Source organism: Bacillus coreaensis, assembly GCF_050586445.1.
GTDB lineage: Bacteria > Bacillota > Bacilli > Bacillales > Cytobacillaceae > Robertmurraya_A > Robertmurraya_A coreaensis.
This window is the reverse complement of record NZ_JBOCCY010000003.1, coordinates 37,759-60,244: the sequence shown is the minus strand read 5'-3', so window position 1 is coordinate 60,244 and position 22,486 is coordinate 37,759. Positions and strand designations below refer to the sequence as shown.

At 36.8% G+C, this 22,486-nt stretch carries 20 protein-coding genes and 1 riboswitch; of the genes, 2 read left to right on the top strand and 18 right to left on the bottom strand.

Annotated elements, in window-relative coordinates:
* Positions 1-30: 30 nt before the first annotated feature.
* From ACQ5H4_RS06240 to ACQ5H4_RS06200, 9 genes are all read right to left on the bottom strand, one after another.
* Entirely contained in the window at positions 31-750 is a 720-nt protein-coding gene (locus ACQ5H4_RS06240; RefSeq protein WP_430774105.1) for a small-conductance mechanosensitive channel, read from the bottom strand.
* 20 nt (positions 751-770) lie between these two features.
* Positions 771-1,478: a DUF5058 family protein gene (locus ACQ5H4_RS06235; protein WP_430774104.1), complete on the bottom strand. Its 708-nt coding sequence runs from the start codon at positions 1,476-1,478 to the stop codon at positions 771-773.
* Positions 1,479-1,615: 137 nt separating this feature from the next.
* Entirely contained in the window at positions 1,616-2,830 is a 1,215-nt protein-coding gene (locus tag ACQ5H4_RS06230; RefSeq protein WP_430774103.1) for a M20 metallopeptidase family protein, read from the bottom strand.
* Positions 2,831-2,946: 116 nt separating this feature from the next.
* On the bottom strand, positions 2,947-4,383 hold the full coding sequence (locus ACQ5H4_RS06225) for an amidase (RefSeq protein ID WP_430774102.1): 1,437 nt from the start codon (positions 4,381-4,383) through the stop codon (positions 2,947-2,949).
* A gap of 278 nt (positions 4,384-4,661) precedes the next feature.
* Positions 4,662-5,444: a sulfite exporter TauE/SafE family protein gene (locus ACQ5H4_RS06220; protein ID WP_430774101.1), complete on the bottom strand. Its 783-nt coding sequence runs from the start codon at positions 5,442-5,444 to the stop codon at positions 4,662-4,664.
* 35 nt (positions 5,445-5,479) lie between these two features.
* Positions 5,480-6,145 carry a GntR family transcriptional regulator gene (locus ACQ5H4_RS06215; protein ID WP_430774100.1) on the bottom strand — a complete coding sequence of 222 codons (666 nt, stop codon included), beginning with the start codon at positions 6,143-6,145 and terminating at the stop codon, positions 5,480-5,482.
* Between the two features lie 294 nt (positions 6,146-6,439).
* Entirely contained in the window at positions 6,440-7,300 is an 861-nt protein-coding gene (locus ACQ5H4_RS06210) for a DUF6544 family protein (protein WP_430774099.1), read from the bottom strand.
* A gap of 264 nt (positions 7,301-7,564) precedes the next feature.
* A riboswitch (SAM riboswitch) is annotated at positions 7,565-7,675 on the top strand.
* A gap of 281 nt (positions 7,676-7,956) precedes the next feature.
* Complete coding sequence (locus ACQ5H4_RS06205) at positions 7,957-8,118, bottom strand: YncE family protein (RefSeq protein WP_430774098.1); 162 nt, start codon at positions 8,116-8,118, stop codon at positions 7,957-7,959.
* Positions 8,091-8,687 carry a YncE family protein gene (locus tag ACQ5H4_RS06200; protein ID WP_430774097.1) on the bottom strand — a complete coding sequence of 199 codons (597 nt, stop codon included), beginning with the start codon at positions 8,685-8,687 and terminating at the stop codon, positions 8,091-8,093. The genes ACQ5H4_RS06205 and ACQ5H4_RS06200 overlap by 28 nt, the downstream gene beginning before the upstream one ends.
* 277 nt (positions 8,688-8,964) lie before the next feature.
* On the opposite strand from ACQ5H4_RS06200, the gene ACQ5H4_RS06195 reads away from it, so the two are divergent.
* A complete protein-coding gene (locus tag ACQ5H4_RS06195; protein ID WP_430774365.1) occupies positions 8,965-9,600 on the top strand; it encodes a YdhK family protein in 636 nt (211 codons plus the stop codon).
* Between the two features lie 191 nt (positions 9,601-9,791).
* On the opposite strand, the gene ACQ5H4_RS06190 is transcribed toward ACQ5H4_RS06195, so the two are convergent.
* The 9 genes from ACQ5H4_RS06190 to ACQ5H4_RS06150 form a co-directional block, all read right to left on the bottom strand.
* Complete coding sequence (locus ACQ5H4_RS06190) at positions 9,792-10,670, bottom strand: AraC family transcriptional regulator (RefSeq protein ID WP_430774096.1); 879 nt, start codon at positions 10,668-10,670, stop codon at positions 9,792-9,794.
* 165 nt (positions 10,671-10,835) lie between these two features.
* Positions 10,836-11,849: a phosphotransferase gene (locus ACQ5H4_RS06185; RefSeq protein ID WP_430774095.1), complete on the bottom strand. Its 1,014-nt coding sequence runs from the start codon at positions 11,847-11,849 to the stop codon at positions 10,836-10,838.
* A gap of 107 nt (positions 11,850-11,956) precedes the next feature.
* Positions 11,957-13,390 carry a glycoside hydrolase family 32 protein gene (locus ACQ5H4_RS06180; RefSeq protein WP_430774094.1) on the bottom strand — a complete coding sequence of 478 codons (1,434 nt, stop codon included), beginning with the start codon at positions 13,388-13,390 and terminating at the stop codon, positions 11,957-11,959.
* Between the two features lie 12 nt (positions 13,391-13,402).
* A complete protein-coding gene (locus ACQ5H4_RS06175; protein ID WP_430774093.1) occupies positions 13,403-14,236 on the bottom strand; it encodes a carbohydrate ABC transporter permease in 834 nt (277 codons plus the stop codon).
* Positions 14,233-15,174: a carbohydrate ABC transporter permease gene (locus ACQ5H4_RS06170; RefSeq protein ID WP_430774092.1), complete on the bottom strand. Its 942-nt coding sequence runs from the start codon at positions 15,172-15,174 to the stop codon at positions 14,233-14,235. The genes ACQ5H4_RS06175 and ACQ5H4_RS06170 overlap by 4 nt, the downstream gene beginning before the upstream one ends.
* Positions 15,175-15,244: 70 nt before the next feature.
* Positions 15,245-16,624: an ABC transporter substrate-binding protein gene (locus tag ACQ5H4_RS06165; protein ID WP_430774091.1), complete on the bottom strand. Its 1,380-nt coding sequence runs from the start codon at positions 16,622-16,624 to the stop codon at positions 15,245-15,247.
* Between the two features lie 155 nt (positions 16,625-16,779).
* Positions 16,780-17,952: a response regulator transcription factor gene (locus ACQ5H4_RS06160; RefSeq protein ID WP_430774090.1), complete on the bottom strand. Its 1,173-nt coding sequence runs from the start codon at positions 17,950-17,952 to the stop codon at positions 16,780-16,782.
* On the bottom strand, positions 17,953-19,707 hold the full coding sequence (locus ACQ5H4_RS06155) for a sensor histidine kinase (protein ID WP_430774089.1): 1,755 nt from the start codon (positions 19,705-19,707) through the stop codon (positions 17,953-17,955).
* Positions 19,708-19,724: 17 nt separating this feature from the next.
* On the bottom strand, positions 19,725-20,960 hold the full coding sequence (locus tag ACQ5H4_RS06150; RefSeq protein WP_430774088.1) for an ABC transporter substrate-binding protein: 1,236 nt from the start codon (positions 20,958-20,960) through the stop codon (positions 19,725-19,727).
* A 378-nt stretch (positions 20,961-21,338) separates the two neighbouring features.
* On the opposite strand from ACQ5H4_RS06150, the gene ACQ5H4_RS06145 reads away from it, so the two are divergent.
* A complete protein-coding gene (locus ACQ5H4_RS06145) occupies positions 21,339-22,343 on the top strand; it encodes a DUF3231 family protein (RefSeq protein WP_430774087.1) in 1,005 nt (334 codons plus the stop codon).
* The last annotated feature ends 143 nt before the right edge of the window (positions 22,344-22,486 follow it).

The window sequence follows — 22,486 nt, the reverse complement described above, 5'->3', positions numbered from 1 at the left end:
CCAAAATGACAGACCTCTTAAAATACTTTTTTAGGCATTTTTAGTGCCTTTTAATTTTTCCATGAAAAGCACAACAGCTACCGTTAAGACAACGCATAATACGAGTTTAAATAAAGCCATGATTGGAGAAAACAAAACGGCCATCCCAATCAAAAGTGCAATAAGGCCGTATAATGGTTTTTTCATAGCGAACTGACCAAGAACGCCCCCAAAGATAGCCGGAAGGATAAACTGAAGAGCGTCTTGAACGGATTGCGGGATAATAGATAGAAGGAACGTTCCTCCTAAAACGGATACAATGACCACGATAATATTGGTTAATGACGCGGTCGCGATCCCTAAAGTACCTGCGAGTTCCGCCTTTTTCGTTCCAGGCTCAGCACCAACAGATTCTTGAGCCGCTGCTGCACAAGGAAGACACATATTGGCAATATTTCCTGTGAGAAATGCAATATACGTACCGGATTTCCCTAAAATTGGGTAGTAGGTGATTGGTTCTAAAAACCACATAACACCCACGAAGGCAGCATAACCGACTAAACCTCCAAGAATAGCTGACCACCCCGGATGATAGCCTAGTATAAAGGAAAAATATAATGGGGGAACAAACGACACGGCAATAAGTGTCCATAAAGTTAGCCGTCCCCAAAAATCGGACTGTTTATGAAAGGTTTCCATCCCCATTGTGTCAGAACTAAATTCAACACTTCTACTCGTCACTTCAACTTCTACAGACCTTGTAACCGCCATTTGTTACATCCCTCCTATTATTAAATAAGCGTAGATAGATAACCAATGGTCAAACCGACCACAAGTGAAATGCCCAATGCCCATTCAGAAAGCCACCGAATATTCATTTTCTTCGCTAACGTTAAGATCATCATCATCATGACCGCTGAGATAATAACTGTTAAGGTTTCACTAAAACCATTTGCCATTTGTTGACTGGCAAGATAACCAAAGGCTCCAAGCATGGCTGCAGTAGAAACAACTGTTATCATGGTCGCATTCTTCTTCTCAATCTTTTTCTGTGCTTTCCCTAGGGATTTTGTAAAAAGTGCAGTAAAAATGAGCCAACCCGTTCCCCCGAGGCACATCGTCCAAACTGCATTAGTAAATGCTACTAGCCCAAATTCAGATGAGTTTAACTCCACACCATAGGCATTCGCTCCAATCCCGGCAGCCGTTAATTCAGTTGCCGCTGACCCAATGATTCCGATTCGTGCCAAAGTCATCGGACCGCCGAGGACTGCAATAAGCGAAATAATAACAACAACAATTCCAAACGATGGACCAAGACTGCTTATAAATCCGGTCCTTATCGCTCTTTTCGTTTCAAGCGAGGTCATTCCAATACTTGGAGCTGTTTTTGATGTTATACGCAAAAAGATCAGTGCTTGGAAAATGACAATGAAAGCAAATACACTAGCTATAATCCATACCGGGGTACTGTTTGCTAAAGTTAATACCTCTTCCATTCTATGACCTCCTTAATAGTAAACTACTTTTTTGCAATCTAGTTTCTGTTTGATACTTCAAGGTAATCGGAAGCTATCCATTTACCTTGACGTTTTAAAAAAAATAGTAATTGCCTTTTCTCAATATCTGTTAAGATTTACTTTGCTGAGGTTTGAACTAATTCTGTTTGGCTACTTTCCCTTTCTGTTAAATAATCAAATACAGCAGAGATAAACAGTTTTCCAATATCAATCATCGAGCGCTCATCAACATTAAATTTCGGGTGATGATGCGGGTATTCCTCAATTAATTCTGAAGCACCGCCAACGTAAACAAAGGTCCCTGGTTTTTCTTGTAAATAATACGCGAAATCCTCCATCCCCATTTGTGGTAGTAATGCATGAACATTGTCTTCTCCAAATAGCTGTTTGGCCAACCCTTCCAGCCTTTTTGTCTCAGCTGGATCATTTTTAACAGCTGGATAGCCTCTTACATATCGATACGAAGCTGTCGCACCCATCCCTTTACAAGTTGACTCGACGATATCGCCAATCAATTGTTCAATCATATCACGGACATCTTCATCAAATGTTCGAACCGTTCCTGTAATCTTCGCTTTATCTGGAATTACGTTAAATCCTGAACCCGCGTTGAAAGCAGCAATAGAGACAACAGCTGGTTTCACAGGGTCTACTTTTCTACTTACTACTTGCTGCAAGTTCACAATCAACTGGCTTCCAACTGTGATAGGATCTATTGTTAAATGTGGAGTTGCCGCATGTCCCCCTCGTCCGAAAATATCTATTTCAATCGTATCTCCGGCCGCCATTGCATCCCCTTCTTTGATTCCTACGATTCCTAGAGGTTGAATGGAAGAAACGTGAGCACCATATACCACATCTACCCCATCTAGACAGCCATCCTCAATCATTGCCTTTGCCCCGCCAGGAATGACTTCTTCAGCAAATTGATGGAGAAATACGATATTTCCTGGAATGTGTTCTTTGATTTCACTTAACACGGTCGCCACCCCTAGTAATGCAGCCGTATGTATATCATGGCCACAAGAGTGCATGACTCCAGGAACACGTGATTTATACTCAACATCCGTTTCCTCCTGGATGGGGAGAGCATCAAAATCAGCACGAAGCGCAACGGTTTTTCCTGGCTTTCCTCCCCTTAATAACCCAACAACTCCTCTTCCTCCAACTTCAGTTCTGACCTCTATTCCTAATTTGGTCAGGTACTCTGCAACCTTTTTAGGTGTATTGACTTCATGATGTGATAGCTCGGGATACATATGAAGATCTCGGCGAAAATTCACCATTTCTGGATATAATTCTTGTAATCTGTCAAAAAGCTTATCTAACATATGAATGCACCTTCCCTTTATCAAAAATTTATTTAAACCAATAACATTCATTAATCTGAATATTATTAGTTATCAGAAAATAAAAAAGATATTTTTTCTATTCAATTCAATATTACCTAAGTTATTTCTACATCCTGCCTTAAAGCCAGTGCAGGACGCTTTTTCCCGTATCCGGTTGCTTGCTCATAAGCAGCCCCTATTCTCAATACTTCGTAATCTCCTCTATGTGGGCCAACAATTTGAATCCCAAGAGGAAGTCCCTCTTTTGTAAAACCACTAGGAACGGACAATGAAGGGTTCCCGGTAGCAGAAATATAATAACAAGACCGCATCCAATCAATATAATTTTCCATTTGAACGCCATCAATACTTGCTGGGTACTCAAGGTCAGCATCAAAGGCTGGAACTTGGCTGACCGGTAATAATAACGCATCATATTTTTCAAAGAAAGCACGCATGTTATTGTAAAGTTGGAAGCGCAGGTTTTCGGCGCGACCCATCTTAATGGCGTTCAAGCTACGGCCTTTTTCCACATTCCAAATGAAACTTGGTTTCATCATTTCTTTGAAGCGGTCAAAAAGATCTGAATAGGTAAGCTCAAATTCATATGCACGTAAGACTTGGAATACTTCTTCAGCATTCGCTAAATCCGGACAAGCTTCTTCAACATAACAACCCATTTCTTCAAAAATACGAACTTGTTGTTCAAGGTTTCTTCTCACCTCAGTGTCAACGGGGAGAATACCACCTAAATCGGCTGACCAAGCAATTCGTAATTCTTTCAAATCACGATTAAAGTTGGTTGAAAATACGCTTCCCGATTCCTCAATGGATAGAGGTGAACGATAATCCGGTCCAGCAATGACTGACAGCATGAAAGCAGCATCGTCCACATCTCTTGCCATAGGGCCTTGTACTCCTAACGGCGAGTATAACGCTGCCTTAGGATATGGAATCCTCCCAGGAGAGGTTCGAAGGCCTACAACATTATTAAAACAAGCCGGATATCGCAAGGATCCTCCCATATCGCTTCCATCTGCTAACGGAATCATTCCGCAGGCTACGGCTACGGCTGCGCCACCACTACTGCCTCCCGCTGTTTTTTTAGGATTGTAGGGATTTCGAGTAACACCAAAGACTTTATTGAAAGTGTGAGAGCCAGCAGCAAATTCGGGGACATTTGTCTTTCCAATCACTATAGCTCCGGCTGCACGTAATCGTTCAACAATAAGATCATCTGCAGAAGCCATGTTCTCACGGAAAATAGGAGATCCATATGTAGTGAGAAATCCTGTTGCATTGTGGGTATCTTTAATGGCAATAGGTAAACCGTGTAGGGGACCAATATCTTTTCCCGAAGCTAACCTTTCATCTGCAGCCATAGCTGACTTCAACGGTTGCTCTTCATCAAGTGAAACAATGGCATTTACTGTAGGATTTATCTGCTTAATTTGTTCCAGATGAGCTTCGACTACTTCTCGAGCGGAAAGCTTTCGCTCACGAATCTTACTCGCTAGACTTCGTGCACTTTCAAAACAAATGTCCTTTGTCACATGAGCAGCCCCTTTCTTTTATTAAACTCAAACTTGGTTTAAGAATGTCGATTGTCGACAATTTATTTGACTAATCTACTTAATCATACGAGTCATTATTACTGTCTAGAGATCAAGCGAATTCTTTTGAATAACTTCAGCTTTCCTTTAACTTGTTATTAGACTAGCAGATATTTTTTTTACCATCTACATAGTTGTAAGATTAAATTACATATTTTTCTATAAATCCATCTTTTCTTGTCAATATCTTGTTAGGTTTTATCCCATGGCTACCATAGTTAATTAAACATCAATCGTATCGCTACAACGATCAAGCAAGTAGATAAAACACCTAGTATTGTTTTTTCTGGGAGTTTGGCTGCTAGCTTTGCTCCAAAGTGTCCCCCTACTAATGAACCAAGTGCTAAAAATATAACTTTTCCCCATAAAATATGATCAAACATCATATGAGATATGGATCCAATCACCGCTGTAATCAAAATAAAAAATGTCGAGGTTGCAGTCGCAATATGCACAGGAAAGGTAAGTAATAAAACCATCGTTGGAACCATAACCGATCCCCCACCAATACCAAATAAACTCGATAAGAATCCAACCAAGATGGCAATAAAGGTACCCACCTTTAGATTAAAAGAAAATGAATATTCCTTACCTGTTGAGTCTATTATTGTTCTATTCGTTGTCGGCTTGAAGGATATTCCCTTACTAGGCTTTAATATTAAGCTGATCGCCATCAATAACATGAATACACCAAAAGATATAAAAAAAGCTTTACTTGTAATAAAATCGGTTATCCAAGCTCCAAGGATTGAACCCGGTATCATAGCGAATGCAAATAAGCCACCACTTTTATAATCGATTCTTTTTTGCTTAGCAAATACAAACGTACTCGTGAGGGAGCTAAACACTAAAACAGCCATGGATGTTCCAACAATGTCCGCAACGGGATAACTATATAAAAGTGCTAAACTAGGGACAATAATAAAACCACCACCAAGCCCAACCAGTGAACCAAAAATAGCTGCAATCATACCAATTAACAGCAATAAGATATTCTCCATTCTACTCTCCTAATTTTTTAATTGTAATTAATTGATTAGCTCTCAATATGTTCTTTGTAACCCTGAACATTTCTTTCGACTCTGTCAAAGACACTTCGGTTATGAGAATCAAGTAACTTTTTCGCATCATCGATATTTTTCTCATAAAGATATTTAACTAATTGTTCATGTTCACTAATCGATTTTCTAACATCTTCCTCTTTCATAAATGCTACATTTTGAATAGATAACAAGATATTCCCTAAACGTTCGTAATTCAATTTAATAACTTCACTTTCACTTGCTACTATCAATTGCTGATGAAATTGGTAATTTAGTTCCGCATACTCATAACTTTGTTTATCCTTTGTTTTAATGATAATATCCTCCATAGTTTGGAGGTAGTTTTCATTATTTTTATTCCGTAATTTTTCGAGAGCCATATTTTCTAGGAAACATCTAATCTCGATCAAATCCTTTGTTTCCTCAGAAGAAAACCCCCGGACTACGGTTCCTTTCCTAGGAATTCTTTTTACAATTCCTTCAAGCGTTAACAAATAGAATGCTTCACGAACTGGTGCCCTACTGGTACCAAACGCTTCAGCATATTGGGCTTCTACCAATTTTTCACCTGGAATCAAGCTACCTAAAAGAATATCTCTCATAATTGTTTCTTTAATCAAGTTTGATAATGCGTTATTATTGAATAACTCATTGTTCATTCTTAATCCTCCCTTGAGATAAATTTCTGCATTGTCGACTGTCGACAATACAGAAATCCTTGTTGTAAAAAATATTAATCTAACAATTAACAAAATTCATTATTCGTGTAAGGTCACTTAACATCATATTTAAAATTACAGTAATAAAAAAAATCGAAAGTTCAAAAGGTGCCCACTATTAACATTTTTTGCATCTTTGTGATAGAGTTGTATTCTCGCAAGCATAACAAAACGAGCCTCTTACTGGTTGAGTAAGGGCTCAATTTAAAATATTTAAATGAATAATTCCTATAGTTACCTATACATTGAAGGAACGTTGTATTGGAGTTGGGTGATCTCCACCTCAAACCATCTAAATTCTCCTTCTTCCTCGAACCATGTAACATCCGATTTACTAGGTATTCGAATTCCATTAAATTCTTTAAATTCTTTGTTTATTCCTCCCCAATCGCTTAATACATACTTACCATTTACTTCTCTATATCTTTTTCCAACGAAACGGAGGATGTCGCCTTCCTCATTAAAATAAAAGATAGCAGAGACGGAAATACCTTTATATTCCATGATAGCTTTTGCGGAGCCCTCATCAATTTCTTCCCACTTTATATAAGGTTTTAATGCAGCAGATGGAAACCACATCATTTCAGCAAGAAAACGCATCATAGTGCCTGAATCCATTTCAGGACCCTCTGCATCCACAACTGGGAATAAAGAGAAGAGCTTAATTTTCATTTTACCTGTTCCCTCTTTATAAGAATCGATTCCAGATAACTGCACTAGAGGTGCCATTTGAACATCCGCAATCCAGATAAATCCTGGTACATTAATGGTAAAATACTGATCTGCTTTGGAAGGCATCCATTTGCCACCTTTTTCTGTCCTCATTCTACCTTGTTGTTTAAGACGAACAGTTTTTACTTCTTCCTTTCCGATTACATTGGAATGTATTAACCACTTTTGAACGGGAGAGGGAAGGTTTTTAATGTCTTCTCTTACAATTGTTTTTGTACTCTGCTTATCAATATCTTTAAACAAAGTAGCAACTTGGTTTTCACCATTCTTTACAAACAAAACCCTAGCTATTCTTGGAACAACAATTAATAACAGCAGGAATAGAATGATTAAAGATAGTACCACCAATGTCCATTTTGGCATTTGTTATCCTTCTTTCACTTTATTTGTGATTATTATAACAAATATCAAAATTTCCCAAAGCGATAAAAGTCATAGAGTGATTTATTATAAGACTAATATTAATATGCCCTTTTCACTTAAAAGGAAGATAATGCTAAAATAAATAAAAATCGATTGACAGTTCTAGTGTAATGGTTGATTCAAAGAATTTTCAAAATTCTTTTTTACAGGCTGAATTTAACATACTAATATGATTAACAAGTACAAACATATAAATATAAAATACTCTTATTCAGAGAGGTGGAGGGACTGGCCCTATGAAGCCCAGCAACCATTTAACAGATTTGTTAAAAAGGTGCTAATTCCTGCAAAGCATGTGGCTTTGACAAATAAGAGAGGTCTTTTGTTTCCAAGAAAATATAAACCATGTTTATATTTTTCTATTAAAACTTAATATAAAATGCATCAGTTTTAACACCGCTAAACTCAAGCAGCATCGATTTGCTGGATATGTCTTGGTTGTCAACTCTCGTTGTTATATCTATGTGCCGAATATCGATACAGACCTGGTAATTAATTCTGAGAGTGATGGTGATTCGTTTCTAACACCACCTATATCGGTTTCACCTAAAAGAGCGATTTCATTAGACGTGAATTTGCTTTAATATAAAAAATCATCATTTTATGGTAATCCCATTTGGTTCCTCTCCAACTTCTAACGTTGCAATTACTTGGTTATCATCATTTTTAATTACGCTTACTGTATGATCATACATATTGGTTACATAAACGAACTGGTTGTCTTCACTCGTCACAATCTCATGGGCACCTTCGCCCACTTCAATGGTTGCCACCACTTTTTCTGGTTTGTAGTTCGATTCGTGTTCTCTCCCATATTTGCAATATAAGCTGTTTTACTATCGGCTGCTACTCTAAAACCATGTGGTCCATTTCCTGTTGAAATATTTTGAATCACTTTATATGTTGCTACATCTATTACAGATACATGATTATCATCATTGTTTGTTACTAATGCATAGTTCATATTCTCAGTAAACACAATATGAGCAGGATGAGATCCGACTTCCACTTGACTGATTAATTCATCTGTTTCCGCATCATAAAACAGCGCCAGTCCTGCTGTTTTTACTTCATGTCCACTATCGTTTCCCCCATGTTCACCAGTTTCAGGAACAACTGTAGCTCCTATTACTTTTCCGTTTGGTGAAAGTTGAACATTATGAACCGAACCCTCAATTTCAATTGATTTCACTGACTTGTTAGTTGTAGCATCGATTTTTGTGATGCCTACCTTTTCCGCGGTATAGTAGAACGAAGCTTTCTCTTGCTCATTTCCCTCCTGATTGGATTTATTATCTTTTATCGTGTCGGTACTCTTCTCCTCCACCACATTATTTGCTGTATTACCACATGCAGCTAGAGTAATACTAAATAATAATAAAAAGCTTATAAAAATAGTTTTTTTTATCTTTAAACACTCCTTATCTTTGGTAAGTTCACTATAGTAAATACTCGTGCAGAAAATTTGCGGAATCCGACTAAGAGTTTGACAGCTTTGTGAACTTAATAAGGTATGAAAATATGATGTAACTTCCTTAAAGGTTTAAGGAGATCGCAAATATCGTTTGGCATTCTCCACAATTTCTGCAAATTTTTATCGTAGTATGATTGTAAATAATATAAAGGAGGTTGCTATAGTGAGTATTAAACGTACAATCTTTTTTCTATTTTCCTTGATTTTCGCAGTTTTTTTAGCAGCATGTTCCAATAATCAGGAGAATGAACAAGACAATTCGAATAACAGCAATGAGGAAACAGGACAAGAACAAGATACTAGCAGTGAAGGTCACGGAGGTCATGAAGGAATGGATCATTCTGGATCAGGGGAAATTCCTGAAGGCCTACAAGATGCTGAAAATCCAACGTTTGCACTGAGTAGTCAAGCGATTATGAAAGCAGACCATATGGAAGGGATGGACGGCGCTGAAGCAACCATTGTTGGTGCTTATGATACAACCGTCTATACTATATCTTATACACCTACAACTGGCGGAGAAAAAGTAACGAATCACAAATGGATTATTCACGAAGAAATTAAAGATGCTGGTGACCAACCTTATCAACCTGGTGATGAGGTTACCGTAGAAGCTGACCATATGGAAGGGATGGAAGGTGCAACTGCAGTAATTGATTCAGCTGAACAAACAACTGTATACATGGTGGATTACACTCCGACATCAGGTGGAGAAAAAGTAACCAATCATCAATGGGTAACAGAAAGTGAGCTTTCTGCGAAATAAGAATCAATGAAAACACTCGTATAACTTTATAAATTTAAAAGGATCGAAGAGCAAGTAAAGTTGCTCGATCGATCCTTTTTTGTATTAAACACTCTTAATGAGGTTATGGAAACTTTATTTTGATCTAAGAATTGGTCCAAAATGAGAACCGTTTCAGATTGAGGCGCATAGAGTCTAAATCTAAAATAAAATTAAGGATTATTTTTTATTACAGGTATCCAAATTTCGCTTTTCACTGATGGTGCAGTTAAATCTCTACTTTTAATCGACAAGATTTCGGGTCCTTCTGTTAATTGATAGTTGGAAGATGGAAACCATTCAGAATAGATTCTTCCCCAAGTTTCCTGTAGCGTACTAGGAAAGGCACCTATTGATTCAAATATCGCCCAGGTTAATGCTGGAATCTCAAGTTTTGAAAAGGTTTCAGGGCATTCTTGTGTTGTTGCAACTCCGATATACTGATCAAGCTCTCCTTTTTCCTCCATACGTCCTTCTGAAAAGTTTATAGATGCTTGGATCATCCCTTTTGGTTCAACGTTAGAGAGGTTTTTTAATTGAATGATCTTCTCCATTGACAAGGACTTCCACATCTGTGTGATTTCTGGGTTTTCTCCTTCAAAAATAATTGGTACTCTTTTCATAATTCCAACAATGTTAAATGCTTCTTTTTGTTCAATTCGATAATTCATTTCATTTCCTCCTCTAATTGATAATTGGAAGGACATGAGTGGATAGACTTTTAATTGCTTACCATTATTCCTTGCTTCGGATGGTGTTACACCATGTAGATTTTGAAAAGCTCTAGTATAAGAGTCCGGCGAATTATAACCATAATTAATCGCAAAATCAATTATTTTTATGTTACTATTTATAAGCTCAAATGCTGCTAAACTAAGTCTTATACGGCGGATATATTTTGATAAGGTAATACCCGCAAGGAAAGAAAACATCCTTTTAAAATGATATTCGGAACAATGAGCTAACCTTGCCACCACTTTGAAGTCAATTTCGTTTGTAAGGTTTTCCTCAATATACTTCATTGCATCATTCATGTTCTTAAGAGAATCCACTACTATACCCCTCCTTTACCAATAGATTAGCAGGAAATGAATGTATCCACCCGACAATTTGTGCACCATTTTGTAGGATTAACCTGAGATGAAGAAGGATCTTCTATGTGGTTTAGAAAAAGTAAATCCATCTTCCGCAGGGCCAACAAAATTGCGGACATCAAACTATTTTTCACTGTATTTGATAAACTTTTCTTGATGGTTTAAAATCCATGAAACTCTTCGTGCAGCCTTTCGAATATACTTTTTGACTGTATCAATCGAGTCCACCCCGTCCCAATAACGGCCAAGGAAATGGATAAATACATCTAAACTTCGAAGCTGAATGAGGAGAGGAAGGGCATGAATTTCTTCTTTTGTCAGCTTAATTCTACTTCCATATCCTGTTAGGAAAGCAGAAATCTTTTTAAAAATAATGGTCTCATCCTCTTCATCATCTATAAAATCGGAAATAGAAACCGCAACTTCCATGACTCGTAAATCATGGGTAACAAATTCAAAATCAAGAATGGCGGAAATCTTCCCATCCCCAGCCGAAAGAATGTTGGAAGCATTTAAATCTCCATGGACAAGCTGGTGAGGAAGTCTTTTTAAAAATGGAACTCTGTATTGAAATGAAACTAGTTGTTTGTAGATAATTAATAATTCTTGAGCTAATTCCACAAAGTCCTCAGATGGATTTAGGGAAAAATTTTTAATCTGATCCAATGAACATCTTGGGTGCGTATGATCCATATCATAATACGGTCTATATACGGGAAGTAGATTTACTCTGACCTCGGCAAGTTCTGCAGTAAGTTGACCAGCTGCCATACCAAATGAATAGATTTGTTCAAAGTCCACTAGGGGAGGATTTGTCCCATCGATAAATTGAAACAATCCTGCAAGAAATCCGGACCCAGTTTTGACAGTAGTTGCCCCATCTTTTGTTCTTATCGGTACTGGAATGGATAAGGAAAGAGGTCGTTCTTTTAATGCTAGTAAAACAGCATGTTCAAAGTGTACCTTCTCTTCATCTTGATGGGTTTCGTAAATTCTCAGTACGTGTTTCTCATCGTTTGCCAGAATAAATAGGGTTGTATTGTTTTCCCCACTTGGCCCGGGAACAATCTCCCATTTTTCATTTGGGAAGTATAAAGGTACGATTTCTTCAATATAGGATAAATATTTTTTCATCATATTCTAAAATCCTTTTTAAATAGAATCTATCACGTACAGGGAGAAGAAGATAGTATTTAAGTAAAAACACAGCCCTGTTGTTAAACAGAGCTATGTTTTTTCGTTTATTAAGAACGAAACGCCTCATAACGAACTTCTTTTAATTGGGCTCCTTTTCCTGAAAGGACAATGCTTGTTCCTTTTTCTTTTTCATATGCCGTAAATGTTACGACTTTTTCCCCCTTATTCACAAAGATTTCAACTGAATGAAGATCCAAATAAATTTCTAGTGTGTTTTCTTCATTGTTAAAACAGTCACGTACGGTAATTGGTTCACTATCTCCATAATCAGAAGTAATCACAACAGAATTGGATGATGGATCCACACTCACGCGTGTTGCTGTTTTATCTTCCTTGTTTAATTCAACAACAAACGATTCACTCTTAGATAATAGTGATAGGGATAAATATCCTGTTCTTCCGCTTTCAATGTGCAAGTCCTCATGTAATGAAACATGTGCATGGAAAGCAACGGGTGTGAAATAATCGTCATGGTTAATATAAGCTTGTTGAATCAAAGTGTTGTTTTTGATGTGTAACTTTCTTGGTAAACTCATCATGCCGTTATAGCCGTACTCTTTTGGTGGTGTTGCTTTTGACCAGCGATGCATCCATCCAATTAACAGCCTCTCTCCGTTTGGACCGTCCGTTGTTTGAGGTGCGTAAAACGTTGCATAATCTAACAAGCCCTTTGCCTCAGGAGTGAATGCTCCGTCTTTAAAGTCCATGTGCCCAATTACATAAGACGTCTTTTTCTCGACTTCTCCCTCAAATTCAGGGTCGCATGGCATTTCTGAGAAAATGAGCACATCTTTCCCGTCTAAGTGAAAGAGATCTGGACATTCTAGTAACGTATTTTCTTCAAATGACATTTGAAATATTGAAGAATGAAAGCTCCACTGAAGTAAATCTTTTGATTGGAACATGATGATTTCACCACGACGTTTCGCATTTCTTACCGCTACTACACAGTAATATACCCCGTCGCGCTCTAACACTTTAGGGTCTCTGAAATCACAAATGAGATACCCTTCTGGCAATTCTTTTTCCCCAATCACGGGATTTAATTTGGATTTCTCGAAATGGATACCATCCTCTGATACTGCCACACACTGACGTTCAGCAATTTGTGATTCATCTTTATCAAACCCTAAGTTAGGATCAATATGGCCTGTGTAAATGAGATAGAGCTTCCCATCCTTTTCAATCGCACTTCCAGAAAAACATCCGTTTGCATCATACGCTTTGTCATTGGCCATCGCTACGGGGAGGTATTCCCAATGGACAAAATCATTTGTTGTTGCATGACCCCAATGCATGTCATTCCATACGATGTCATACGGGTAATACTGATAAAAGAGCTGGTATTTCCCTTTGTAAAAGGAAAAACCATTTGGGTCATTGATCCATCCGATTTCTGGTGAAAAGTGAAAAAGGGGGCGGTTATTTGTTTTATGTTTGTTTTCTTTGATATAGTTGTTTGCTTTTTGTAGTCGATTCATAGGGCACCTCTTCTATTTAATTCCACTTTGCATGGAACCTTCCACAATGTATTTTTGAAAAATGATATAAAGAATAACAATTGGAATCGTTACGATGGTTAATGCTGCCATCATGTGACTTGTGAAAATGTTATACGTATCTGCAAAAACCGCATTAAGGGCAACTTGAATTGGCATCAAATCTGCGTTTGATAACGCCATAACCGGCCATAAAAAATCATTCCACGAAGCCAAGAACGTTAAAATCCCAACCGTAATATACATATTTAAGCTTGACGGCATGACGATTCGGAAGAAACATCCTACTTCACTTAGTCCATCAATTTTTCCAGATTCAATCAATTCACCAGGGAAGGATAAGAAATGTTGTCTGAATAAGAATATGTTCATCACATTGATGATAAATGGCAGCAAATAACCTGGAATCGTGTTGATTAATCCCATCTCATTTACCACTAAAAACAATGGAAGAATAGTCGCTTCAATCGGCACAATCATAAGTGCAATAATAAAAATTAATATCCAATCCTTCAATGGAAATTTAAATCTTGCTAGAGCATAACCTGCCAATGAATTGATGGTTAGTCCTACAACCACTGTAATAGACGCATAAATCAAACTATTTCCTACGTTCTTAAAAATGTTATAAAAACCTAATAACTCCACATAAGAATCAAACGAAAGATCAGAAAATCTTGGAACAAACGCAAAGATTGTATCCATATCTTTGTAGATCACTTCATCGATCTTAAATGAGGAAAGAATCATCCAAATAAGAGGAAGTAAAAATTGTAATGCCAAAAGAGAGGCCAAGATATAGAACAAGGTTTTCTTTACAATTTTCATGCTACTTTCTCCTCTCTAAATAGCTTTTTAATAATGATTGAGATCACGACTAAGAAAATCGTGAACACTAATGTAATGGCACTTGCATATCCTACGTTTCGGTGACGGAATCCATACTCATAAATGTATTGCAAAATGGTAATCGTTGAGTAATCTGGACCTCCACCTGTCATAACCATCGGTTGAACAATGAGTTTAAACGCCTGAATCGTGGTGGTAATCACTAAAAACATCAGAATGGGTTTTAATGACGGAATGGTAATAAATAAAAACTTTTGGAATGCATTGGCACCGTCAATGTCCGCTGCTTCATAAAGGCTGCCATCAATATTTTTTAGTCCTGCTAAAAAGATCATCATTTGATACCCACACCCTGACCATGCAGAGATTGCAATGATCGTATACATGGCTTGAGACGCACTTGAGAGGAAAGGTTGCTTAGAAATCCCAACATTCGCAAGGAGTTCATTAATTAATCCCGATGTTGGGTTTAACATGACCGTCCATAGAATGGAGATGACAACAAGAGATAAAACAGCTGGTGAAAAATACGCGGTACGGAAGAACCCTACGCCTCTGATTTTTTTGTTAACAATGAGCGCAAGTCCAAGTGCCATCGACAGTTGCAGAGGAACAACAAATACCACAAACTTAATCGTGTTTTTAAAGCTTTGGATCAACACTTCATCTGTTATCATTCGCTTAAAGTTTTCAAGTCCAATAAATTCTTTGTCGTTTGGTTTCAATAAATAGTAATCCGTAAACCCGTACGTAAACGCTAGAATAATTGGTAATACAATAAAGAGAATCGCAAGAATTAAAGCAGGTGTCAAAAATCCATAAGCTGTCACGATATCTTTTGTTTTATAATGTTCACTTTGTCTGAGGTGTTCGGTTGTATTTCTCACTTTTACAATACGTTTGATCAATTTCTTCATGGTTCACACCCCTTTTAAAAAAAGAGTAAGAGGTGAGGTCATTGCCTCACCTCTTACTTTTTACAAACGATTATTTTTTGTACTTTGCAAATTCTAATTCGATTTTCTTCGTTGCATCGTCTAAATATTTCTTGATCGTTGCTTCATCTGTCGCCTTGTTTTGAGCGATTTTTAGAATAACGTCTTTTGCAAAGGTTTCAGAAAGATAAGGATATCCAGGTGATACCGGACGAGATTTGTTTGTGTTTTCCACTTGATACTTTAATACGGTCCAAGCATCGTTGTGAGATGGGTTGTCTGTATTTGTATCAATCGCGTCAACAGAATTGATTCTCGTTGGAATAGAACCGTTTTTAGCGAAATATTCTTTTGATGCTTCGTCGTTAGTTAACCATTCCATGACTTCAACGATTTGCTTAATGCGTTCTTCGTCTTCTTCTTGTCCGTTACGTACAAATGCCCAAGAACCTGATGGTGTGTATAACCCATCAAAGTCTTTACTCATTTTCGGATAACGAACGGTTTTGAATTTTAAGTCAGGATAATTATTGATCAGTTCATTTACATACCAGAATCCGCTAACTGATAGTGCTGATTTTCCTGTATGGAATGTTTTTTCAGATTCTGTCGCACTAGCAAGTGCTGGTTCAGCAAATAATTGCGCATACTTTGTTAATGCTTCTACACTCTTGTCACTGTTTAAGACGCCATCAACTGTGACACCATCTTCATCGACGATGTTTGCATCATTCCCCCAAAGAAGTGGTGTGAAATAGTATGTTCCTAATTCATAGGCACCTGCAGTAATATCTGTTAGTAATAAACTTACAGCCGCTTCATAATTTGCAAACACTGGATCATCTGACGTTTTTGCAAACTCGTCCACTTTTCTTGATAACTCAATAAATTGATCCCATGTCCAGTCTTGATCAAGTGAAGGAACTAATGCTTTTACATCTTCAGGTAGTGCATTGATCATATCTTCGTTATACATGATGGCTACGCCTGAGTCTGAATAACCCATTCCGTAGAATTTCCCGTCCACTGTTCCTTGGTCGATGATCGCTTGCGTGAATCCATCTTTGAATCCTTCGCTCATGTATCCATCTAGTTCACCAAGTAATCCTGAATCAACGTAAGCCCCAATATCAGGTCCGTCTAATGTAAAAATATCAGGCATGTCATTTGCTGTAATTGCTGCATTCAGCTTATCTATGTATCCTGAACCAGCTCCTGCACGAGTGATGTTTTGTATTTCGACTTTAGGTCCGTCTGGATGAGCCTCATTATAGCTCTTTACTCGGTCAGCAAACATCTTTCCTTCTGGATGATCTGCTGCGGCTTGTGTCCAAACTACAATTTTGTCACTGCCGCTAGTTTTGTCTGAACTACATGCTACTAACGAAAAGACTAAAGACAGTATTGAAACAAACAATATTAACTTTTTCATACTTCTCCCCCTCGTTCTCTTAATATATAATCAAGCGCTTTCATAAGTTAATAATATAGTGCTTAAAGCGCTTTCAAAATGAGGCATTTCTCTAAAAAATGTTTAAATTCTTATTATTGAAAAAGAAAAGCCTCATCACCTAGTAGGGAGAGGGCTTACTTATTTTTTACTAGTTTACGATATTCACTTGGTGTTTTTTTCATTTTCCTTTTAAATACTTGGCTGAAGTAGCGCTGATCGGTATAGCCGACTTTTTCGGCAATTTCATATGTTTTAAGATCTGTATTTTGCAGGAAAAGGCAGGCATATTCCATTCTGACATTTGTTAAATAATCAAGAAATGTAAGACCGGTTTTTTGTTTAAAAAGCAGGCAGAAATAGCTAACACTTAATCCTACTTGTTCGGCTGTCTGTTCCATACCAAGATCTGATTGAAAGTTATTTCGGATATAGTCGAGCGCCTCTTCCATCATATCGGCTGCTGATTGGCTGGGCTTATATTCTTTCTTTAATCGCTCTTCTGTTAAAACATTGCCACTTATATAGTTTTCATACTTTAGTAATTCCTTGGCAGCATCAAGGGAATGCTTTATTTCATATAACTGTTCAACGACTTTACCAACCGAGATGATGCATTGATCAGAGACTGCATGAAGAAGCTGATGTGAAAATGCATCCGTAATATCTGTTGCTTGATTGATGAAGTGTTTTGCCATTTCAACGACTACCATCCCTTCTCTATCTGACAGCTTGTAAACAAATAGGTTCGCATTCCATTTAGAAAGGAACTCTGCATTTTTTGTAAAAATTAATTCAATGTCTTCCTTATAGTTTTTTACAATCACTGAGAAATAAAGAGCTTGTTTGTTCTTGATTTGTGCGTCCACTTTCCCTGATGTAATCAGCTTATAAATCGCATATTTCTCATGCTCATACATACTTACTTTTTGCTCTTTTATTTTGTTAAGCGCTCTTTTAACGCAATCTTCCAATTCGTCATAATCAATTGGCTTTAAAATATAGTCGAACGCGTTATTTTTAATTCCTTCTTTTGCATATTCAAAATCATCATAACCGCTTATTAAAATAACCATTGGTTTATGATCGATCTGATTTAATGTCTTTAACAGATCAATCCCGCTCATTTCAGGCATTGAAATATCTGTTAATAGAAGATCTGCACCATGATTTCCGATGATGCCCAGGGCTTCTTGTCCATTTTCAGCTGTCCCAATGATTTCACAGTCTAATCCGTGCCAATCGATGATTTGTGCAAGATTTTTTAAGATTAACTTTTCGTCATCCGCAATTACTACTTTATATCTCATTTAATCACCTTTAATCGGAAATGAAATTTTAATTAATGTACCCTCATTTTTCGTCGAACAAATGATGAGACCATATTTCTCTCCATAAAAAAGTCTTATCCGCTCATCAACATTGCGTACACCGTGACCATTACTTATCTGAGTATGATGATTTTCTAGTTTCCACTTATTTAATTCCATTAGTACACGTTCATCAATACCCTTACCATTGTCTTCAATCCATAACTCGCCCTGGCCGTTTGAAACCGTACCTCTAATTTTAATCAACCCTTCTTCATCATCTCTTTTTGAAAACTCATGGATTAAAATATTTTCTACGAGTGGCTGTAGAATTAGTTTAAGGACGGGATAATGATTCAGTTCTTCCACTACATCAACTTCAAAAGAAAATCGATTATTATATCTTATTTTCTGTATTTCCAGATAGCTGATCACATGACGGATCTCATCTTTTACTTTCACTTCATAACCTCCATTAATACTGATGCGCAGCAGCTTACCGAGGTTAATTGTCATTTTACTAATTTCCCTTTGCCCGTTCAAAGCGGCGAGTGCATTAATAGATTCAAGTGTATTGTATAAAAAATGAGGATTGATCTGCTGCTGTAGCACTTTAAACTGAGCCTCACGCTTGCGTTCCTGTTCTGTCTCAATGTCACTCATCAATTGTTGAAGTTTTCCGATCATGTTATTAAAGCCCTGCGAAATGTTTTGTAATTCTTGAAATTCAAATCTCCCCATTCGTTTGCTCAGCCTGCCGCTTTCGACTTGTTTCATGCTAATTAACAGTTCATGAATAAAACGAGAAATTCTTTTTAAATACAAAAAATTAAATAAACCGGCGGTTAACACCGTAAACCCTACAACGAGTAACATGGTGTTTCGGATATTAACGATTTCACTGGAAATCGCCTTCATAGGCTTTATTGATACTAGGATGAGCTGTGAGTTACCTCCCGTTTCAAAACTAGACGGCATATAAGTAATCAAACTTTTTTCACCGTCCCATTCATCAGTGAGGTAACCACTTTTATTTGTTGGAAATTCAGAAAAACTTTGAATGTCCAGAGTTTTACCAATGAAATTTCGATTTAATGAATAAAGCACGGTCCCCGCTTTATTTACAATCAATTCATGGCTGGGACCTCCATAAATATCTTTAAAAATCGGATCAAATAAATCTAGTTTTACATGTAGTATTAAATACCCTAAATTATCAAGCGTGTTAAGATCCTTTACGACTCTTGATTGTGTTAGAATATAGTTCTGACTAAAAAAAAGATTTTGATTTTCATATGGAGTTAACCAAACCGGACGACCTTTCTGCTGTAAAACTTCATCCAAAAACAAACTTGAGCGAAGCGCCTCTAAGCTTGTAACCATATCATCGGTATAAGTAATCACATTCCCATCATTCGTATAAAGAACAAGATTATCAATCTGTGAATTTCCATACATCTTTCCGGCGATTTCCTGCTGATCGCTGTAAAATTCATAGATTGAGGACGTATTTTGTATATTTAAATAATCCTGAATGGCACTTGATGAAACAACGTAGTCAGAAAAGGAATCCACTTCAGAAACAGCGGCTAATAAATTTCGATCAACCGCCTTTAACGTTTGGATCATTTGCTCACTAATATTTTTTTGTAATGTGGTGGATGAAATTTTGTAAGAAACAATCCCTAGTATGATAATCGGAATTAATACAAAACAGATAAAGGCTATAATTAACTTATGCTGAAATTTTATCATATCGGCACCTAGTTCTTTTAATTAGCATTCGAATAGCGGTTAAACATCTTTTCTATATTCTTAAGATAAACATCCATATTTTGATCATAGTAAAACTGTGCCGTATATTTTCGAAACTCGGATTCTGCAGCAGTTCCTCCTGCCCAGTAATGATTTGGCCAATTTACTACTTGCCCGCTTGCAATTTTTTCTCTTATTATATGACCTTCTTTATGGGTGTTTGTAACTCCTTTAACAGCACTGATCGAACCTTCAAAATCAGAAATTCTTTGAGCGTTTTCCTTTTTTATTAAAAATGCTAAAAACGCTTTCGCTTCTTTAGGATGTTTTGTATCAGCTGAAATGGCAAAACCGATATCAACTCCTCCCAATACATTTTGATCCTTTTGATTTGATGCTGGAAATGGAAAAATACCATAATTTAAATAGGAATTCGACTTTTCGATCATCGTTAACGCCCAAGTTCCCATAATGTACATAGAACCTTCACCGTTTGCAAATTTTTTATTACAATCATAATAGCTGTCTTCAAAAGAACTTGGCTGCACATATGACAGCATAGTAATGGTTTTTTCTGATATTTCCCTCCACCTCGGATCAGATACAATTGAAAACTCATCCTTTTCCCAATAGCTCGTTTCAAATTCATTTGCTACTAAGTTTAGATTAAAAATACTCGCCTGATTTGCATCTTTGTTTGGCATGAGTAAAGCTGTTTTTCCATTAGACTGTAACTCTTCCAAAACTTGCACAAACGAATTCCAACTGTTAGGAACCGATAAATTTAATTGTTCGAAATGATCCTTATTATATAGAACACCTACTGCATTTTGAGTTATGGCAGCACCGTACATCTTTCCGTTTATAAGATAACGATTTTGGATAGTGGGTTGGATATTTTTAATAAAGGGTTCATTTGATAAATCAAGCAGATATCCTTTTTCAGCTCTTACCTTATAATCTTGTTCGATCGGATAAGTATTAAATAGATCTGGAATATCACCTCTTGCAATTCTTGCTTTTAACACGGTCATCGGTTCAGGTACAATGACCTGCTTAATCGTAACGTTAGGATGCAACTTTTCAAATTCTGAAATGAGTTCATTAAGGATCACTTCTGTTTCAGGTTTCGGTGAAAAAAATTCAAGTTCAATCTTATATTCTTTTTTGAGAGATTGATCTAATTCATTTCCTGTACACCCCGCTAACAAGAGAATGATAAGAATGGAACTGATAGAAAGAAATCGCTTCATATACCCTCCTAGACAATATCTAACTATTACTTTGTTTATCTATTATATCTACTATAAATCTCACTATCTTGCTAAGCAATCTCCTTTTTCTAGTTTCATTTCATATTAACGAATTTGATAATTCAACTAAGTACAGTAGTAAAAGATTTGTTTATGTACAAACGATATCACAAAATCGCACCATATAACGCTTAATTCTGACAGAGAAATTTGAATATTCTAGTAAGCATCTATCTACTTGTTAGTTACTAATTCTTCTGTGTTTAGATTCCTTTCTAATAGATCAGTGATATGTATTTAATTGCACATATCATTATCGCTTAGTATATCAAACATTAATAAAACAGATAATAAAAGAAAAAAAGGATGACATAAAATATGGCACACAATCCAAATCTTACTTCATCAGAGATAGCCGCACTATGGGCCGCATATATGGAAAATTCAATGACTTACTGCGTTGTTCAACATATGCAATCGGTAAATGAAGACCACGATATTGCAAAGATTACTCAATTAGCTTTATCAAATTGTGAATTTGTAATGAATGAAGTGAAAAGAATATTTCAATTGGAGAATCATGCAGTTCCCATTGGATTTACGGAAGAAGATGTGAATTTAAAAGCAAAAAGAGTCTATTCAGATATATTTGCACTAAGATATATTAAATATATGGGAGCAGCAGGCACCGCCGCAGCCTCACTTTTGATGGGAGTTTTAGCAAGGGATGATATTAGAAAACTTTTCAGTAAAATATCAGAGATTTTTTTGAAGCTTTTCAATGATTCATGTGATTTACTTTTGAAAAAAGGTGTTCTTGTCCGTTCCCCTACTATACCACCGATGGAAAAGGCGGAATATATACATAGCGAATCGTTTTTATCGGGACTAATTGGGACACATCGACCTTTAACCGCTGTTGAACTTGCACATATTTCAAAAAATACTGAAACGAATTCAATTGGAAGAACATTTGTGTCTGGGCTTTCACAAACAGCTCAATCATCTAATGTTAGGAAATATATGGAGAGAGGAGCAGAAATAGCTTTAAAGCAGGAAGCGGTTTTTAGGGATCTATTGCAGAAAGAGGGAGTACCAATGCCAAGCACATGGGATTCAACCATTTCACAATCCATCGATGCACCATTTTCTGATAAACTTATGATGTTCCATGTTATGAATCTTAGTGCAGTGAGCGTCGGGGGTTATGGGGTGGCAATGGGATTGAGCCTTAGAAAAGACCTGGTAGGTCATTATACGAGGTTAATGGCAGAAATAATGCAGTATGCTAGCGACGGTACTAAATTAATGATTGAAAACAATTGGTTAGAACAACCTCCTCAAAATGTAGACAGAGAGGCACTAAGAAACAGAAGTATTTGAAAAAAAGGACAAATAAACAGCTGTGAATTTATCATCTTTTGTAAATTCAGCCATATAACCCCCCCTTATTGTTAGATAAATATCTGACAATAAGGGGGGGAGTTTATATCTTGGAGACTTCCACTTTCGCGAAGAAGCCTGCA